This is a genomic window from Leptospira sarikeiensis, assembly GCF_004769615.1.
GTDB classification, from domain to species: domain Bacteria; phylum Spirochaetota; class Leptospiria; order Leptospirales; family Leptospiraceae; genus Leptospira_B; species Leptospira_B sarikeiensis.
Genome location: NZ_RQGF01000009.1, coordinates 92954 through 111374, shown reverse-complemented (window position 1 = coordinate 111374; position 18421 = coordinate 92954). Strand labels below are relative to the sequence as shown.

Sequence of the window (18421 nt, the reverse complement as noted above, 5' to 3'; positions counted from 1 at the left end):
CCGAGACCCTAGAATTTATTTGGATACTACACCAAATACGGTTTGTTCGGTTGAGCCTTGGTCTCCGGTACTATAGTCGATACCGAAATTTGTGAATACGGTAGGGCAGTCGGTTGCGTCCCCACCCATTCCCATAGAATGGCAACTTTTGGAACCTGTGCTGATATCCCATCCGGTAACTGCTTTTTTTAGATCGAACTGGATCTTCTGAGTGAAAGGATTAAATCCTCCCACTGGATTCAATTCTATCCTAGGCCGATTTGCTTTGGAGCATGCGTAATCTGCCGGTCCCGAGCCGGTGCATCCGGAAGAACCTATATGTAAAACCGCTGCATTTCCTAAGGTCGCGGCATCATTGGATAAAAATTCTCCAACGAAGAATCTATAACCCATTAACCATCCCCAGGCCAATCCGGATACGTTTAGAGGACTAGGCGCATTATTATAATCGATATGATTTAAACTTTCCGGAACTCCTAATGTAAATCGGATCGTTTTGTATGTTTTGTTTTCAACCGAGGCTAAAACAGAATCATTTGTAGCAGAAGTTCCACTGCAACTTCCTTTATTATTCTCAAAATCTAAAAGGGTTACTCCTCCGTATTGCCAAACTCCTGTATCCGGAACACTGACTGTTACTACATTGTCGTTTTGATCCACCAATTCGAATTCGGAAACATAGAATCTAAGGTCTTTTAAACCGATGGGCATTACTCCCGCTACGTGTTGGATCGTAACAGAACTCGAAATACTGTCCCCATGCCCGCTAATATCTCCTCCGCAAGTTGCTTTGCTGTCTCCGACTACAGCGCTGAACTGAATGGAAGGTTGAGCTTGGGTTGCTAAGGCTAAAAGAGCGAGGTTTTGATTAGAGGAAGAACCGTCACAATTCGAGATGGATATAGCAAAAAATGTTGTAAATGTGATTGTATATAATGATTTCATAATATTCTCCTGATAAAAGGTGAGATCACCTTTTTTGTTTTTCGTTTAAGGATACGGCGTGAAACGATACGTTTTTGCGAGTATAGATATACTTGCTTGAATAGAATTTTGCCGATCCGAAGATTCTTTCCCTAAAGAAGAGAAAGTTTAGGAGAATTGAGGAGGTCTTTCTAGATCGAAAGAGATGAGGACTCCATTGGAATTTTGAATGCGACCGAAAGATTCGGAGCCTAAAATTCCAGGAGCGATATTTTCTAATTTAGTATATGCAAAGAATTGAGTGCAGATAGTGCCGCTGAGAGTAGAAGCCTTGTCTTTGGCTTTTTTACACGCACATTTATGCACTTCCCCGGACTTAGCGGAATGACAGTCGGGTAGGGAAGACTTCGGAGTTTCATGATCTTCTCCAGAATCAGCAAGTTTATTGGAGAATCTTGAGTCTTCCGAGTCGGAATGTTTTTCCTTTTGGCTCGCGTGATTACAATGGCAGAGTTTAATTTCTCCGGCGAGCATTCCGCAGAACCAACCGCTTCCGAATACCAAACTTTGGAATAGGAAACATTGGGTCAGAATGAGTGAAATTGTCTTCATTGTAAGGAGATTTTCAATCGATTGAGAACGTTTTTAAGTCCCTCGCTGGTTTTGATTTCCACGGGAACTCCTTTCGTTTTCAATTCCGCCAATAATTTTAAGATCCTATTCAGGATGAGAGAAGGAATTGCGACTACGTTTTCCAGATCCAATTCAACAAGATTCGGTTGGATCTCTTGGATTTTTTGGAGGATCAGGCCGATTTCCTCGGTTTCGACAGAACATACGTTTCTTACGAAAACGACTCTAAACCGTTTTTTATCCGCATAGACATGGGTCTCGGTGAATTGGATTGCGGAGGAAGTCATGGCCTTGGAACCAAATTTTCTACCCTGAAATCCTAAGGGAAACAAAAAAAGCTCCTTCGAATTGATTTGTATCGTCCGCTTTTATCACTTTTTTAAAAAGGTTTAACCCTTATGGATCCGGTCTACCTATGAAGTATCAGAAAAGTATCTATCTCGCAGGACCGGAAGTATTCTTACCAAATGCTATAGAAGTTTTAGGATCCAGAAAGAGGACCTTAGAAGAGCAAGGGTTTATCGTCTATTCTCCATTTGATGGTGATGTAGAAGCAGGATCTAAAAGAGATCTTTTTTTGGCGAAACGTATCTTTGAAGAAAATTGTAAACTCATTCGCCAAAGCGATCTAGTCCTCGCGAATTGTGACGGATTTAGGGGCGTTTGTATAGACGATGGCACTTCTTTCGAGATCGGTTATGCTTACTCTCTTGGAAAGCGGATCTATGGGTATAGAGGATCCGATTTAATTCTTCCTAAAGATGTAGAATCAAAACTCGAAACATTTCCTCATCCAAGCGGATATAAGATCGATCCACAAGGATATTTATTGAACGAAGACTTCGGAAATAAGATCAATCTGATGTTGGAGTTTTCAATATCCGGATCCGGCGGAGAATTATTCTTCGGGACATTCGAAAGTATTCTCCCCGAATTTATAAATGCAGAATCCGGATACGACTGATCACATACTTCTTCTATACTGTCCTCCGACTTCGTATAGGGAGTGTGTCATCTGCCCGAGAGAACATACTTTTCCGGCCTCCATTAACGCCTCGAATCCGTTCTGTCCGGATAAGCATGCTCTTTGTAATTCTTTCAGAGCAAGTTTAGTTTCTTCTTTGTTCCTGAATTGGAACGCTTCCAAAGCATTGATCTGATCTTTTTTCTCTTCTTCCGTGGAGCGAATTACTTCGTCCGGAAGAATTGTAGGAGATCCATCTTTTCCTAAAAAAGTATTCACTCCGATGACCGGGATATCTCCCGTATGCTTTTTATGTTCGTATTCCAAAGATTCTTCTTGGATCTTATTTCTTTGGTACATTCTTTCCATCGCACCCAAAACGCCTCCTCTTTCAGAGATCCGTTTGAATTCGGTGAGGATCGCCTCTTCAACTAGATCGGAAAGATCATCTATGACGAAGGAACCTTGGAGAGGGTTTTCATTTTTTGCGAGCCCGAGCTCTCTATTTATGATCAATTGGATCGCCATAGCTCTTCTTACGGATTCTTCCGTAGGAGTGGTGATGGCCTCGTCATATGCATTTGTATGAAGACTATTACAATTATCATAGATTGCATATAATGCCTGTAAGGTGGTTCGAATATCGTTGAATGCGATCTCTTGTGCATGCAAGGATCTCCCTGATGTTTGGATATGATACTTTAACATCTGAGAACGTTCCGATCCGCCGTATTTATATTTCATACTTTTTGCCCAGATCTTACGGGCAACTCTTCCGATGACAGCATACTCGGGATCGATCCCATTAGAGAAGAAGAAGGAAAGATTCGGAGCAAAATCGTCTATTTTCATACCTCTAGAGAGATAGTATTCCACAAATGTGAAACCGTTCGCTAGAGTGAATGCAACCTGAGTGATCGGATTTGCACCAGCTTCTGCGATATGATAACCTGAAATGGAAACGGAATAGAAGTTTCTGATCTTATTCCAGATAAAATATTCCTGGATATCTCCCATGAGTTTGAGAGCGAATTCAGTAGAAAAAATACAAGTATTCTGCGCTTGGTCTTCTTTTAATATATCCGCTTGTACTGTTCCTCGAACCGCAGAAAGTGTATCCTTCTTTATCTTTTCATAAACATCTTTGGGAAGGATCTTGTCTCCTGTAGTTCCTAAGAGTAGAAGTCCGAGTCCGTCGTTTCCATTCGGGATCTCTCCTTTGTAAATAGGGGCAGGAACTCCTTTTTTGGAATAGATCTCTGAAAGTTTCTTTTTGGCTTCTTCTACTTTTCCTTCGGAACGAATATATTTTTCGCAGGATTGGTCTACTGCTGCATTCAAGAAGAAGGACAATAACATAGGAGCAGGTCCGTTGATCGTCATGGAAACGGATGTACTTGGGTTACATAGATCGAAACCAGAATATAATTTTTTAGCATCGTCTAAGGTTGCTATACTTACTCCTGAGTTTCCGATCTTACCGTAAATATCCGGTCGGAGTCCAGGATCTTCTCCATATAATGTGACTGAATCAAATGCAGTGCTCAATCTTTGAGCGGGCATTCCTTGGCTTACATAATGGAATCTTGCGTTTGTTCTTTCAGGTCCGCCTTCTCCCGCAAACATTCTTGTAGGATCTTCTCCGGTACGTTTGAAAGGAAATACTCCCGCGGCAAATGGAAATTCTCCCGGGAAGTTTTCAGTATAAGACCATTTTACGATCTCTCCCCAGTTCCTGAATTTTGGGACCGAGACTTTCGGGATATCAAGATTACTTAAAGATTTTGTAAAGTTCGGGACCTTGATCTCCTTGTCTCGAACCTTGTAAGTGAAAAATTCTCCGGAATATTTTTCAAGTTTAGAATCCCAGTCTTTCAGGATCTGTTTTGTATCTGGATGAAGTTTTGTTTCTAATTTGGAATATTCTTCTTCCAAGTCGGAGACATTTTTTCCTCTTTCTTTTAATACATCTATAGTACCTTTGATCCTGTATAGGATTTCGGCGGTTTCGGATTCTTTTTGGACGAACGCCTCATATTTATCGCATTCTTCGGCGATCTCGGCTAAATATCTTTGTCTATCCGGAGGGATAATATGGATCTTTTGACTTGTTTCAAGGCTTGCAGAAAGGTTGGACTTCCAACCCAAATTGAATTTTTTATTTAGATGTTCTATTAGAGAAACATAAAGATTATTCGTTCCGGGATCATTGAACTGAGAAGCGATTGTACCGAATACTGGCATCTTCTCCGGAGACTGATCGAAAAGTTTTCTGGATCTTTGGAATTGTTTTTGAACGTCTCTAATCGCATCCAAAGCTCCACGTTTATCACATTTATTGACAGCGATCAGGTCCGCATAATCGATCATATCGATTTTTTCTAATTGTGTGGCCGCTCCGAATTCAGGAGTCATTACATAGAGAGAAAGATCTGAAACTTCCGTGATCTCTGAATCACTTTGTCCGATCCCTGCAGTTTCCACGATCACTAGATCGAATTCGGAACTTTTGAGAACATCCAAACTTTTTTTTACGTTCTTGTTAAGCGCGATATTCGCCTCTCTAGTTGCAAAGGATCTCATATACACTCTCGGGTGAGAGATAGAGTTCATCCTGATCCTGTCTCCGAGTAGTGCGCCTCCTGTTTTTCTTTTGGAAGGATCGACTGAGATGATCGCTATTGTTTTATCTTCGAAATCATGAAGAAAACGTCTGACGAGTTCGTCTGTAAGGGAGGATTTTCCTGCTCCTCCTGTTCCAGTGATCCCTAAGATCGGAATTGTCTTTTTAGAGATCGGAAAATTTAATTTTTCAGGATCTGTGAGTTTAGTTTCATTTTCGGAAGATTCTACAAGAGAGATTGATTCTGCGATCGCGATCGGATTTTTCTTTTTAATCTCTGAGAATAGATTCCCATTAAAACGATTTGGCGGGATGAAATCAGATTTTTGTAATAGATCATTGATCATTCCCTGGAGACCTAAAGAACGCCCATCATCTGGAGAATAAATTTTGGAAACTCCGTAAGCTTCCAATTCCTGGATCTCGGAAGGAAGAATTGTTCCTCCGCCTCCGCCGAACACTTTGATATGAGAGCATCCTTTTTCTTTCAGAAGGTCTATCATATATTTGAAATATTCTACGTGACCTCCTTGGTAACTAGTGACCGCAATCCCTTGTACATCTTCTTGGATCGCACAATCTACAATCTCTAAAACGGACCTGTTATGGCCTAAGTGGACCACTTCCGCTCCTGAAGATTGTAGGATCCTTCTCATGATATTGATGGATGCGTCATGTCCGTCGAAAAGAGAAGCCGCAGTCACAAATTTTAATTTATTACTAGGTATGTATATTTCAGGTTCCATATTATATTCTCCTAATGTTCGGTTTCGGGCTTATGTTTGCCGAACTTCGTTTGTTTTCTCTTTTGGAGAACGATCGTTCAATAAATTACGTCTATATATCTATCATGTCGTAGGAATAAGAATATATCAACCTTGATTTTAGTGTAAACTTGCTTTGAAAGCGAGAGGAATTTCTCCAGAATCGAAATGTAAATGAGGTCTCGAATTTCTCGGATTTTTAAAAAATCGACTGTTCTAAATCCGAGTATGGGGTAGGGATCCTACCGAAATACTTTTGCGTTTAAAACCGAAACTTTATATGTTCGTTTTTATGACTCGGGACAGCTCCCTTTGGACGAATATTTTATTTTCTAATGGGCCTTTAGAGGCTCTGCATATTTCCTTTTTGAAACCTATATTAGATCCACTTACGATCTTATTCCATTATTTAGGTTCTTCTCTCTTTTTTATGGCCTTGGTTTCAGTGATCTATCTTTGTGTGGATCGGAAACTAGGACTTAGGATGACCTTAGGTCTGTTATTTGCGGGGATCGTAAACGGAACATTTAAAGCTCTTCTTACAATGCCTAGACCGATCGGTTTACCTTTTCCTTCGGAGCTGGGTCTCATCGAAGGTTCTTATGGATTTCCATCCGGTCACGTGCAAACTGCAGTCGTGTTATACGGATCTTTGTTCCTACATATAAGAACTCCTTGGGTCCGGATCCTCACAGCTTTCGCGATCCTTTTCATGCCGATCGCAAGAATGTATGCAGGTTTACATTTTCTGGGAGATACTCTCGGCGGATTCGTACTCGGGTTAATCGTATTATTCGGACTTGAATTCTGGTACAAAAAAGATCCTGGAATTTTAGAGCCAAATTTTTCGGAACAAACTCCTGACCAGAGAAGATTAAGGTCTCTCATACTGTTGATGATCGCAGTTACGATACCGAGTGTTCTCTTGCACGATCCGACACAGCCTGAATCCACGAATAAATCTTGGGATCAGGTAATTTCTGCGGCAGGGGCCTTGGCGGGTTTCGGGATCGGTATCTTGTTTAATAAAAAGGCAAATGTAGATTGGAGATCTGCTTCTACCTGGGCGGAATTTTTAGTGAGGGTCGCCATTATCATTTTAGGGATCTTGGTTTTCTACCTCGGTCTTGGAAAGGTCCTCTCGATTGTTCTGGGGGAAAATCCGGTTGCCAGATACCTGAAGTATGGGATCGTGTGTTTCTACATTGGCTACCTCGCTCCCTTTCTTTTAAAAAGAATTCGCGGAGGCACCTATCTGATTTAACTTCATGATTCGCCTTGGATCTTCCTTACAGTTCATTTCCGAAAGTATCGGAAGATTACGGAGCTCCGGATTTATCCGTAGTTTTTTTTCCGTAGGATTTTCCAAGGTAATCGCTTCTCTTTTAAATTTTGTCTTCATGGTGTATTCCGTTCGCATTTTGAGTAAAAATGAGAACGGGATCTTCCAATATTATTCAGGCTTCTTACCTGTCCTTCTTGCCATTGCAGAGTTCGGTCTTCCTACAGCCTTGGTGAGATTTTTATCTCCCATGACCGAAGACAAAAGGAAGATCGGGGTATTACTCGCTTCTTCCTTATGGATCAAATGGGCAGCATTATTCATTTTGGTGCTTGTAACTTCCTTTGCGGCATACTTCCTAAAGGAAAATGCTTTAGCCGCATTCTTACTTGTGTTTGGGAGTTTCGTACTTTCATTTAATTCTTATTTCGAAAGTATTTTCGTTTCTTTCGGGCAATACCAATCTCTTTCGATCTGGTATCCTCTTCCGAACCTGATCCGAATTTTGATCTTATATCTTGTAGATCAGTTCTCTTCTCATGCTCTCGGGCATTTGGATATTCTCGCGATCTTCTCCGTGGCTCCGGTATTTACGATCGTTACTTTCTTTTTCTTATTTCCGAGGGGAAAATTACATTGGGCAGGGGATAAACAAGAGGTCCGACAACAAACAAGAGAACTCGCTTCTTTTAATCATTACGCATTCTTAGCGTCCTTATTTGCGATCGTTTCAGATAGAATGGAATTATTTTTTTTGAACAAATACCATTCTAACGAAGCTGTGGCAGCATACGGAGTCGCATTACAGCCATTCAGCGGATTTGTGATCTTATTCTCCGTATTGAATTCAATGATCTATCCCAAGCTCTCCAGGTTGACCGAGAACAAAGAATTTACCTCTTACTTAGGAAAATCTATCTTAGTTGCAGTCGTCTTTGCATTAGCCTTGGGGCCTTGGGTGTTTTTAGGAGACTGGTTCTTCTCCGCTTTATTCTCAGGAAAATATCCCGAATCTGTTCCTGTATTTCAGTTACTCTATCCGAATTATCTATTCCAACTTGTATTCTCACCTTTGGGAATGGCACTTTTTGCGCTCGGGCAACCTAGGTTACTCGCGATCCTAGCATTCGTACGTCTGGTATTCGGTTTGATCTTGGATAATCTTTTGATCCCTGAATATGGCACCATGGGAGCCGCAGGGGCTTTCTTTTTAGGGCAGATACCTTCTTGGTTCTTATTGAGCGGATATTTTCTTGCGTATTATAAACCGTCTCAAAAATAAAATATTCTAAATTTTGAATATTCTATTCTTATCCCGCGGTAACTGCCTCTCTTAATTTTTTAACGAAAGTGACCTTGTTCCCTTTTTCATTATAAGAAAGAGAATCCACATTCATTCTGACCAAAAAGATCCCTCTTCCGGAAAGTTGGCTTGCATTCGGGTCTTGTACAGGATCCGGAACTCTTGCAGGATCAAAACCTTCTCCACCATCTTCCAAGCTGACCGTGACTCTTGTGTCGTCGTAATCCACTTCTACTTGGATCCATTCTTCCTTTTCCTCGCAGATCTTATCCACATAAGAGAAGTAATCGTTTTCCTGGAACATCAACTCTTGTTTTTGATGGTAAGTGATCCTTGCGCATCCGTGCTCGATCGCGTTCCCGATCAATTCATATAAAGCTACTTTCAGGGAAAGTTGGTCTTCGTTACCTAATGCGGGAAGATGAGCAAGGGATCTAAGGATTAAATGAACGTATTGGTTTAAATTTCCCAAACGGGGAAGAAGAGCGAATTTTTGCCTGGATTCCCGAACCTGGAACATACGTTTGTCCACGAGGTCTTTGCCGGCATAAAAAAGATTTTTAAATCTAAGAAGAGAGTAACGGATCGCTTCCATCCGGAACGGTTTCAAGAAGAAGTCTACCGCTCCGAGTCTAAGGGCATTGATGGATATCTGAATGTCCTGGTTGCCAGTGATTACTATAAAAGGCGTTTCAACTCCCTTTTCCCTCAATTTAGTGATGAACTCTATTCCGTTCATCCTTGGGAGTCGTATATCTGTAATGATCAGATCGAAAACTTCAGATTCAGCTAAAGTTAGACCTTGTTCTCCAGTTCCAGCAAGTACCAACTCATATTCGGTACCGAAAATTTCCTGGAATAGATCTCGGATAACTTCTTCGTCGTCGACGAAAAGGATTTTCATAATAAATTCCTAATTCAGAACTTCCGAATGGACTTAGGGCTCCCTGCCTCTTCTCGGAAACAAAAGAAAAACCGGAAAAGGTATTCTAGTCAAGAATTTTGTCAGCGGATATTATCTAAGGAGTCCAAAGAATATAAGGATTTTATCCTTTCATCCAGGTTCTTTAATTCCGACTGATCAAAAACTGCCAATTTATTTCCTGAGAATCGAAATACCAAGAATTCATCCTTATTCTCAAGGATTGCCGCCTTAAGACCTTCTACAGAATCTACAACTTTATCGTTCACCGATTCTAGGATCAGATCTTGGAATTCTTGATAGGCCCTGTTCCTTTCATCCGGAAAAGCTCTGGAAAGTAATACGATGCGACTTTTTTCGGGATGGAGTTTTTTGGAAAAACTTTCAGCTAAGTATACTAACTTTCTGTCTCCTGAAGATTTATATTTTTCTCCGTATTCCTTTAGATATGTATGGGTCAGTTCTGTGAACAAAAGTCCACCTGCGATCAAATACTTAGGTGCGAGTTTGTCGGAACTCTCAGGGATCAAAAAAGAATCCTCGTTATACGGTCTTAGCTGATAGCGGATCTCTCTTTTTTTACCGTCTCTGTATAAGGTTAGAGTGACCCATTCTCCCGAATTAATATACGTTCCACTCTTTGAAAGTAGGATATCATACAAAACTTGCTTTTGTTTGGAAGCGACTGGCACTCCGTTGACTGAAATGATCGCGTCTCCCGCAAAAAGATTATGCATAGGACCGATCCCGGGTAAAACCTCGGAAACAACTGTGCCCAAACTTCCTTTCGGAAAATAATACTCTTCTTCTGCAGGAGTTAGAGAAGCTTCCGCAGTGAAGCCAGGGTGAGGGAACGGGGAGTTGGAACTGAATCTACTCGCGTAAAATCTTTTTAGAAGATCCGCTCCTGCATTCCAAGAACCGTCTGTAAATCCGCATACTTTTTTGCCTGAATAAAGAAAACTACGTGTTCCGTCCGTATTCTCCTTTCTGGAAAGTTTAGAGAGAGGTAGGATCGATTTAGAAAATTCTAAACTTCCCCATTCTAAATTCGTAAAGAAAGAAGAGCAAGATCCTTGTCCTCTAGGATGATCTTCCAGGACCGCAATCGGAGAAGCCTTCTTGGATTTTCCGAAATTTTCAGGAAGTAGCACGATCCCGATCCCGGTATCCAGATCTACTTTTTGGAAATACGCCTTTCTTCCTGCGGATTCTTCCGGATGGATCTCCGCGAATAAAGGAACTTCCCCCGGTTTTAATAATGCGAGTGCAGTCCTTTCATCCAAACGGATCGCAGGGATCTTTTTTTGGAATGGAGTTCCTTTCTGGAAAGGATTATGATGAGAATATTTTCTGAAATGAACTAAAAGAGAAAATTCAGAATCCGCCTTCGCTTCCAGAGTTTGAAAGCAGAATGCAGATATAAGAAAGAAAAGAATTCCTTTATAAGATCTCATTTTCCCTCCTTTGCTTCATCCGATTTCACATCGAATCTTTTGCGGACCCTTAGGTCGATTGTGCGGACAGTTTTTGCATCCAATACTAAAGGAAGTCCAACACCTCTGAATTTTAATACCACTGTCCCGTTAGAGTATTTTTTCCAATAATCCCTGAATTCGGAAATATTCGCCGGGGTCTTTCCATTGATGGATTCTAATATTTTAAAACGATAATTTAAGTATTTAGAGTTTAAAGGATCCGGAAAGATCGTAGTGAGTATCAAATCTCTTTCTGTGAATTTGAAAAGATCGTCTTGGATAAAATAACTATAATGATATCTGAGAGCTGTTTCCACTCTTTGGCTTTCTTTTCCGAATAAGGCACGATTGACAGGTTGGAAGAGTAATCCCGCTCCTAAAAAATTCCGGATCTGTCTGTCCCTATAAAGTTCCAGAGAATCGGTCTTTTTCAACTCTGCCTGTATTTTATAGTTCTTACCGTTTCTATAAAAATAAAGGGTAAGTTTTTGTCCTACAAATCCCGGCTCAATCAGATCCACGATGGTCCTTCCGGTAAATTCCAGAAGGCCCCCCTCGTTATTCACATAGGCTTCGTCTATCTTATACAAAAAATCGTCCGTTTGCAAAACATCGGAAAAAGAAGAATTCGGATATACCTTATTGATCAATACACCCTGCAAGTTTTGAGGAATTCCCAAATACTTTTTAACTGATTCTGAGTTCCCGTTTTGGAAAGTAAATCCTACGAAAGGAAATCCGTCGTATTGTCCGTCTTGGATATCCTTTAAGAAATGTTGGATCACTTCCGGAGGGATCAAATACGCGGTATTGCCTTGGACTTGGCTGACTTCGAAAATAATCCCTGCCACTTTTCCGTTTTGGACAGCTGGACCACCGGAATATCCTGGAAGAATATTTGCACTGACTCGGATCACTTTTCTATAATCTAAGCCTGTAAAAGAATATCTGATCCTTTCCACACGATTCACAAGACCGTTTTCCAGAGTGAGATTTTCCACACCTTCCGGATATCCCAACATCAAAAGATTACTTCCTAAAGAAGGGGACTCCTCCGAGAGTTCTAAAGGCTCTACACCCGAAAAGAATTCCTCGTCTTCTACGGAAATAAGTGCCAGATCACAATCAAATCCTATAAATTCTACTTTAGCGTTATAATACTTACTACTATTGAAACGTTTTACTTTAAGATATTTGGATTCTGAGATCACGTGAGCATTTGTTAATATTCTATTTCCGGAAACTATAAAACCGCTACCCACATCTCTGGAAAGATCCTGTTCTCCGAATTCTAAAGGATCTCCTGCGTCCGGATAAATATCACTTCTGACAATGACTACACCATTCAATAGGTTCTTCAGATCCGAGTTTCCATTCGTTTGGGAAGAAACTGGAAGATTAGAAAATCCGAATAGGATCAGAACACAAATGCGAAGAAAGAAAAACCTATTCATGAAATAACTCCGCGTCGGACCATACGATCTTATCCTTCTCGACTGATTGTAATTTAATTTTTGCAAGGAAGCGTGCCCCTTCCTGTAGATCTTCCGTAGGATGATTGTCTACGAGAACATTCCCACCTAAATCTGCTTTGATTCGTATCCAAGAATAAGGAGAATCCGGTAGACAACTCGCTTGGAAAGAATAATACAAAGACTTATCCCAATAAAAATCCGCGTCCTTTCCTAAATACAAAAGAGGGCAGGAAGAATCAAAAAAGATCTCTTTTCCCTTAGGAGTGGGGCGATCTCCCGGATGTTTGGCGATACTTAAAAAATATTGCAGGCTGAAATTAACGGTCGATGCCTTGTCGTTAATTTTAGATTCCTTATCGGGTTTTTCTTCTTTAGGATGTTTTGAGCCGGCCAGCTTTAAAGTTTCTGCAGATAGTTCCAGCTCCCAATAAACCGAATTCCCCAATTTTACAGGACCCTTCACTCGAAAAGAATCTATCTTCTCGGGAGAATATAATCTTTCTTCTCCCGAAAAAAAGAACCCTTGTAGTTTTTTTCCGGGACAATCGAGATATAGATACTGTAATTCACTCGAATCAGGAAGAGATTTAAACTTACACTGTCCGATATGCACCGTTCCATGAAGTTTGAACCATTCTTTTAATGGCCTTGCATCCTTTTCTTTGGAATATTTTCTCCAACCTTCTTGAAATTCTTTCTCAGCGAAGTCTCCGATCCTAGAATTTCCTTCTTTCTGTTCCAATTCTTGTCCGAAACGTACGGAAACCGGAACCCAAAGGCATAAAATCAGAGGAACTCCTAAGCAAAGTACATCGCGTAGAAGTTTTCTAGGCATAAAACTGAAAAAGGTCTGCATCGGAGAAAACATTCCTAATTATTATCGGTTCGGGAAAAAGCGGATTTTACAGATCTGAAAATAGAAGAGGAATTTCCGTAGAATTCTTAGGATTATGTCTCGAATTTCAAGGAATACGAAAAAAAAGTTAAACTCTGAAACGGTAGTCTGGAATATGGTTAAAACTAAGAGTAAAAAATAAACGGTAGCGTATCTTGTCTCACTGGAGTTTTTCAAAAACAGACCTGAACGAAAAGCAGGACTTATACATCGATTGCCGCTCCCAAGCGCAATACCAGGAATCCACCTTAAAGGGTGCGTATTATTTTCCATTTGTGAAAAAGGCATTTGCCTCCGATCCGGATTCATCCAAAAAATTATTGGGTCCGATCGAGGAGATACTTTCTCTCGCTAAAAAAGAAGAGAAGTCAAGGATCATGGTCTTTGACGAAGGGATGGGAATGTTCGCATCCAGACTCGTATTTCTTCTTAGATCAGCCGGTTTTCAAAATGCATTTCTAATCGGACAACGTTGGCCTGTAGACGGCCCGAAAGAAAAGGGCTCCAAAGAATTGGATATAGGCCCTTCTGCTAAAGTCCGTAAGTTGGAAGGTGTTATAGACAAAGCCTTCTTGGAAAAAAACCTAACTCGTCTTCAAATCTTCGATACTCGCACACCGGAAGAATACGATGGAAAAATGCCTCGTTTGACCGCTCCGGAGCCTGGAAGTTTATGCGGAAGATTACCTGGAGCTTTCTTATGGGACTGGAGAATGTTATATGACGCGAACGGAGAGCTCGTGGATAAAACCTTCTTCAACAAAAAGTTAAGAGGATTTCCTTTTATGCCGGAACGTACTACCGTAATTTACGATTATAACGGCGCAAGATCCTCTCTACTCGCAATGATGTTGAAAGAAGTAGGATACAATGACGTAAACGTATACGTGGGCTCTTGGTTCGAATGGAGAAAATCCAATCTTCCTAAACAAGCCGCGAATATATACGGCCAAACCGGAGCAGGAGCATCTGCACCAAGAGTGGGCGGCGTAGACAGAAAAAGTTAAAAAAAGAAAGACGCCTACGCATTTATAAAAAGAATCTCTCGTTAGCTTCTTAGAGGAAAACGATGAGATTCTTTTTTATTACCTTAACCTTACTCCCGTTTTTATTCAACTGTCAGTCTAGATTTCAAAAAATAACACAACTGTCGTCTCCGCCTAAAGAATTCGATCTTGGAAACGGAGTAAAAGCGATCTATCTGCCGAGTGAACTCTCGTTCATTACTTCTAAAGGAAAACTATTAGAATTCTCACTCAAAGATCCTTTTTTATCGGCTGCAAAAGGAGAACAAATTGTAGGATTTAGAAAGGCGACTTTTAAGATCAAAGATAAGATCTTATCTGAATGCAACGAGCAGTCTATTGAAAGTTTCGGTCTGGAGAAGGGAGCATTTTCGCTCAACGGAAAATTGATCGGAGGTGGATGTAGCACTGACTATTCGATCCGATTCGTTTCCACTTCTCAATCTGGCTTGGATTGGAATGTAGAGATCTCTAATCCGGAATTGAATCGCACCTATATCCGATTTAAATCAGATGAGTCAGAAAATATTTACGGACTCGGAGAACAATTCTCTCATTTAAATCTAAAAGGAAAAAAACCTTTCTTATTCTCTGAAGAACAGGGTGTAGGAAGAGGAGATCAGCCGATCACCTGGGGAGCGGAATTATTAGAAGGTGCAGGTGGAAATGAATACAGCACTTATACACCGATCCCATTCTTTCTTACTTCTAAAAACAGAGCATTCTTCTTTGAGAATAGCTCTTACTCAGTTTTTGATTTTGAAGAAGATTCCGAAATTTCAGTAGAGTTTAGAGAAAGAGGACTTTCCGTTCGTTCTTGGAAGTCTACAAGTCCGAAAGAGATCTTAAAATTATACACTTCTTATACGGGAAGATTTCCAAGTTTACCTGATTGGGCGTATGGGACCTGGCTTGGGATCCAAGGTGGAAAACAAGTCGTATTGGAAAGGATAGAAGAGGCCAAAAAAGCCGGAAACCCGATCACGGTACTCTGGATCCAAGATTGGGTAGGGCAAAGAAAAACGGTTTTCGGTTCTCAACTCTGGTGGAAATGGCTGCCTGACGAAAATCGTTATCCTGATTTCAAAAACTTTGTAAAAGAATTGAATAAACAAAACGTACAAGTCTTAGGATATATCAATCCGATGCTCGCGACCGAAGGGCCGATGTTTGAAGATGCGGTCAAAAATAACTATTTAGTAAAAGATAAAGAAGGAAAAGATTATATAGTACAAACTGCAGGATTTCCGGCAGGATTACTGGATCTTACAAATCCTAAAGCAAGGGTTTGGATCAAAACGATCATCAAACAAAATCTGATCGGGAACGGTCTCTCCGGATGGATGGCAGATTTCGGAGAATGGTTGCCAATGGATGCAGTTTTATTTTCCAAAGAATCTGCAGAACTGTATCATAATAAGTATCCTGTAGAATGGGCAAGGCTCAATCGAGAAGCAATCCAAGAAGCGGGGAAAGAAGGACAGGTCGTATTCTTTAGTAGAGCTGGATACAGTTACTCTAATAAATATTCCACATCTTTTTGGGCGGGAGATCAGATGGTAAGCTGGGGAAGACATGATGGGATTGTATCTTCTCTCATTGGTATCCTAAGTGGTGGGCTTTCCGGGATCAGTTTGAATCATAGTGATATAGGTGGATACACTACGATTCCAAGTCCGATCAGAGATTATTTCAGATCCAAAGAATTATTCTTACGTTGGGCAGAATTAAATGTATTCTCTCCGATATTCAGGACCCATGAAGGGAACCGTCCTGCAAAAAATCATCAACCGTATTCGGATCCGGAGACGATCCAAGAATTTGCAAGATACGGAAAGATGCATCTCGCCTTAAAAGAATATTTGAAATTTCTAAATAAGGAAGCGACCGAAACAGGACTTCCGATCCTACGACCTCTATATCTTTCTTATCCCGAGGATTCCAATACGAAAGATTTACAAACTCAGTTCTTGTTGGGAGAAGATTTACTCGTAATTCCAGTCCTGGAAAAAAGAGAAACATCCGTACATGGATATCTTCCTAAGGGAGAATGGGAGCATGTTTGGACAGGGCAAACATTTGTAGGAGGAGTTTGGTTGGAAACAGAGGCTCCTCTCGGGTATCCAGCGATCTATCTGAAAAAGAAATCTGCTTGGTATGAAAAATTAAAATCCAGCTTTCTCCCTTTTCAGAAAACGAAATAAAGAAATAGAATCCGATCTGTAAATAGTCTAAGAAGAAGAGTGAATTTGAGAGAGTATTCAGAGCCAATCGTACTTTTTGACGGAGTATGCAATCTATGTAACGGGGCAGTGAATACTCTCCTGGACTTGGATCGAAAAAAAAGGCTGAAATTCGCTTCTTTACAATCAGAATATGCAAAAAAACTGATAGAAGATCGAAACTTAGAAGAACAGATCCGAGGAATAGACAGTATTCTATTCTGGGATGGGCAAAAAATTCATATTAAATCAAATGCTGTCTTGGAAATTGCAGATCATCTAGGCGGATTTTGGAAAATTTCCAAGCTTGCTTATATCATCCCTCGACCTATCCGAAATCTATTCTATGATCTGATCGCAAAAAATAGATATAGACTCTTCGGTAAAAGAGAATTCTGCAGAATGCCTACCTCAGAACTGAAAGACCGTATCTTAGGCTAAGATTTCGCACAGAGCCCACGGAGAACACAGAGGTAAGTGCCGATCGGTTCCTGAATGATTTGAGCAATGCTCGAATCGTATCGAAGGAACGTAATATAAAAATTTCTTTGTACAGAGGCACTAACTTCGTGACGCTTAGCGTGCGATACATCCTTCGCCAATGGCTTGGGACACTCAAGGGGAAGACCCCATCATTAAAATTCTTATCTCTGTGATCTCGGTGAACTCTGTGCGAACCGTTTCCCGTCGGTGTTAAAGGAAGAATTCCGATTATAGTCCCTAAAATTGCCCGGATTTCTGGCCGTTAAGTGCAAAGCTTTATGTCTATTCCACCTGGATTCCTGGTAAAATCCGCGACGAAACTTTCCTAATTTCTACGAAAACTTTTCAGTATTTTTGTATTTTTTCGGGACTCTATTACTTGAGAGCTTTAAAAAAGTATGAAAACTCGTAAAAACACATAAAAACTATGAAAAGAGGGATAAAAATAATTAATTTCATTAGGATTCGGTCGAATTCATTCAATATCGTTAATTCTGCAGGATTTAGGTGGAGAAAAATCCTTGTCCCGAGATTATGGACCAGGAGGATAGGTTGAACTTTCGGGAATTTACCGCCGATCTTAGAACTAAGAGTTTTGTTTTAAGAGAATTTTTGGCGGCGCAAAAAGGAAAGAACCAAATGAAAAGAAAAACTATTCTTTCGATAGCAGGCGTTTCTGCCCTCATCGTCCTTTCCTGGAAATCTTTCGCAAATACATATTTGGAAGAAGTAAAGGTCGATAACCAATTCATCCAAACTTATCAATCTAGAGAAGGGATCTGGATCGTACCTGGAAAGGTAAAAGAATCCTTAGAAGATCTATACCATAAATTCGGAACTTCAGAAAGAGAAGTTCGTTTGCTGAACGGAATTCACGATAGCGGCAAAATCCAAAATTCAGAGCCTGTTTTCTTCCCATACAATGCAAATTATATCCGGAATCTTCTATTGGAAGATAAAGGAAGAGAGATTTTTACCTCCGATTCTCGCGAGCTTGTATGGCCTTTAAGCTTTAAATACTCCAGAGTGACTTCTCGTTTGGGAAGACGTTGGAACGCCCTTCATGCGGGTGTGGACATTGCTTGCCCGAACGGCTCGGTTGTGATCGCGGCTGCCGATGGACTCGTAGTAGATTCCAAGAGAGATGGTGGTTATGGACTTAGAGTGGTCCTTTCACACCCTCAAATCAACGGGATCCAGACATTATACGCTCATAATTCATTACTTTTTGTGAAACAAGGCGATAAGGTGAAGAAGGGACAGGTGCTTGCTCTATCCGGGAATACTGGACATACGACAGGCCCTCACGTTCATTTCGAGGTTCGTTACCAAAACGTGGTCCTGAATCCTGAACATTATCTTCCACCTTTCTTGGCTGATAAAGAATCCCAAGTTGCAATCGCAAAAGAAACCATCCAACAATAATCC

General features: G+C 40.7%; 15 protein-coding genes. 7 read left to right on the top strand and 8 right to left on the bottom strand.

What is annotated here, in order from left to right:
- Nucleotides 1–15: 15 nt before the first annotated feature.
- The 3 genes from EHQ64_RS03605 to EHQ64_RS03595 all read right to left on the bottom strand — a co-directional run bounded on the left by EHQ64_RS03605 (nt 16) and on the right by EHQ64_RS03595 (nt 1844).
- Nucleotides 16–945: an MbnP family copper-binding protein gene (locus tag EHQ64_RS03605; protein ID WP_135648137.1), complete on the bottom strand. Its 930-nt coding sequence runs from the start codon at nt 943–945 to the stop codon at nt 16–18.
- Nucleotides 946–1092: 147 nt separating this feature from the next.
- A complete protein-coding gene (locus EHQ64_RS03600; RefSeq protein WP_135648136.1) occupies nt 1093–1536 on the bottom strand; it encodes an LIC_11090 family protein in 444 nt (147 codons plus the stop codon).
- Nucleotides 1533–1844 carry a hypothetical protein gene (locus EHQ64_RS03595; protein ID WP_135648241.1) on the bottom strand — a complete coding sequence of 104 codons (312 nt, stop codon included), beginning with the start codon at nt 1842–1844 and terminating at the stop codon, nt 1533–1535. Before EHQ64_RS03595 ends, EHQ64_RS03600 begins: the two co-directional genes overlap by 4 nt.
- 128 nt (nt 1845–1972) lie before the next feature.
- Between EHQ64_RS03595 and EHQ64_RS03590 the strand changes: the two genes are divergently transcribed.
- On the top strand, nt 1973–2521 hold the full coding sequence (locus EHQ64_RS03590) for a nucleoside 2-deoxyribosyltransferase (RefSeq protein WP_135648135.1): 549 nt from the start codon (nt 1973–1975) through the stop codon (nt 2519–2521).
- On the opposite strand, the gene EHQ64_RS03585 is transcribed toward EHQ64_RS03590, so the two are convergent.
- Nucleotides 2522–5890 (bottom strand): methylmalonyl-CoA mutase family protein, encoded by a 3369-nt coding sequence (locus EHQ64_RS03585; protein WP_135648134.1) that lies wholly within the window; start codon nt 5888–5890, stop codon nt 2522–2524.
- Nucleotides 5891–6164: 274 nt separating this feature from the next.
- On the opposite strand from EHQ64_RS03585, the gene EHQ64_RS03580 reads away from it, so the two are divergent.
- On the top strand, nt 6165–7172 hold the full coding sequence (locus EHQ64_RS03580) for a phosphatase PAP2 family protein (protein WP_135648133.1): 1008 nt from the start codon (nt 6165–6167) through the stop codon (nt 7170–7172).
- A gap of 4 nt (nt 7173–7176) precedes the next feature.
- Nucleotides 7177–8472 (top strand): oligosaccharide flippase family protein, encoded by a 1296-nt coding sequence (locus tag EHQ64_RS03575; protein WP_135648132.1) that lies wholly within the window; start codon nt 7177–7179, stop codon nt 8470–8472.
- 28 nt (nt 8473–8500) lie between these two features.
- Here the strand turns inward: EHQ64_RS03575 and EHQ64_RS03570 are convergent, their stop codons facing one another.
- The 4 genes from EHQ64_RS03570 to EHQ64_RS03555 all read right to left on the bottom strand — a co-directional run bounded on the left by EHQ64_RS03570 (nt 8501) and on the right by EHQ64_RS03555 (nt 13224).
- Entirely contained in the window at nt 8501–9397 is an 897-nt protein-coding gene (locus EHQ64_RS03570; RefSeq protein WP_135648131.1) for an ATP-binding response regulator, read from the bottom strand.
- Between the two features lie 101 nt (nt 9398–9498).
- The gene (locus tag EHQ64_RS03565; protein WP_135648130.1) at nt 9499–10872 is read right to left on the bottom strand and encodes a PDZ domain-containing protein; all 1374 of its coding nucleotides are present in this window, start codon (nt 10870–10872) and stop codon (nt 9499–9501) included.
- Complete coding sequence (locus EHQ64_RS03560; RefSeq protein ID WP_135648129.1) at nt 10869–12347, bottom strand: S1C family serine protease; 1479 nt, start codon at nt 12345–12347, stop codon at nt 10869–10871. The genes EHQ64_RS03565 and EHQ64_RS03560 overlap by 4 nt, the downstream gene beginning before the upstream one ends.
- Complete coding sequence (locus EHQ64_RS03555; RefSeq protein ID WP_135648128.1) at nt 12340–13224, bottom strand: LIC11113 family protein; 885 nt, start codon at nt 13222–13224, stop codon at nt 12340–12342. Before EHQ64_RS03555 ends, EHQ64_RS03560 begins: the two co-directional genes overlap by 8 nt.
- 194 nt (nt 13225–13418) lie before the next feature.
- Between EHQ64_RS03555 and EHQ64_RS03550 the strand changes: the two genes are divergently transcribed.
- The 4 genes from EHQ64_RS03550 (at nt 13419) to EHQ64_RS03535 (ending at nt 18418) form a co-directional block, all read left to right on the top strand.
- The gene (locus EHQ64_RS03550; protein ID WP_135648127.1) at nt 13419–14270 is read left to right on the top strand and encodes a sulfurtransferase; all 852 of its coding nucleotides are present in this window, start codon (nt 13419–13421) and stop codon (nt 14268–14270) included.
- Between the two features lie 62 nt (nt 14271–14332).
- Nucleotides 14333–16492, top strand: a complete 2160-nt coding sequence (locus EHQ64_RS03545; protein ID WP_135648126.1) for an alpha-glucosidase — start codon at nt 14333–14335, stop codon at nt 16490–16492.
- 45 nt (nt 16493–16537) lie between these two features.
- The gene (locus tag EHQ64_RS03540; protein WP_135648125.1) at nt 16538–16951 is read left to right on the top strand and encodes a thiol-disulfide oxidoreductase DCC family protein; all 414 of its coding nucleotides are present in this window, start codon (nt 16538–16540) and stop codon (nt 16949–16951) included.
- 654 nt (nt 16952–17605) lie between these two features.
- A complete protein-coding gene (locus EHQ64_RS03535) occupies nt 17606–18418 on the top strand; it encodes a M23 family metallopeptidase (RefSeq protein WP_210410810.1) in 813 nt (270 codons plus the stop codon).
- The last annotated feature ends 3 nt before the right edge of the window (nt 18419–18421 follow it).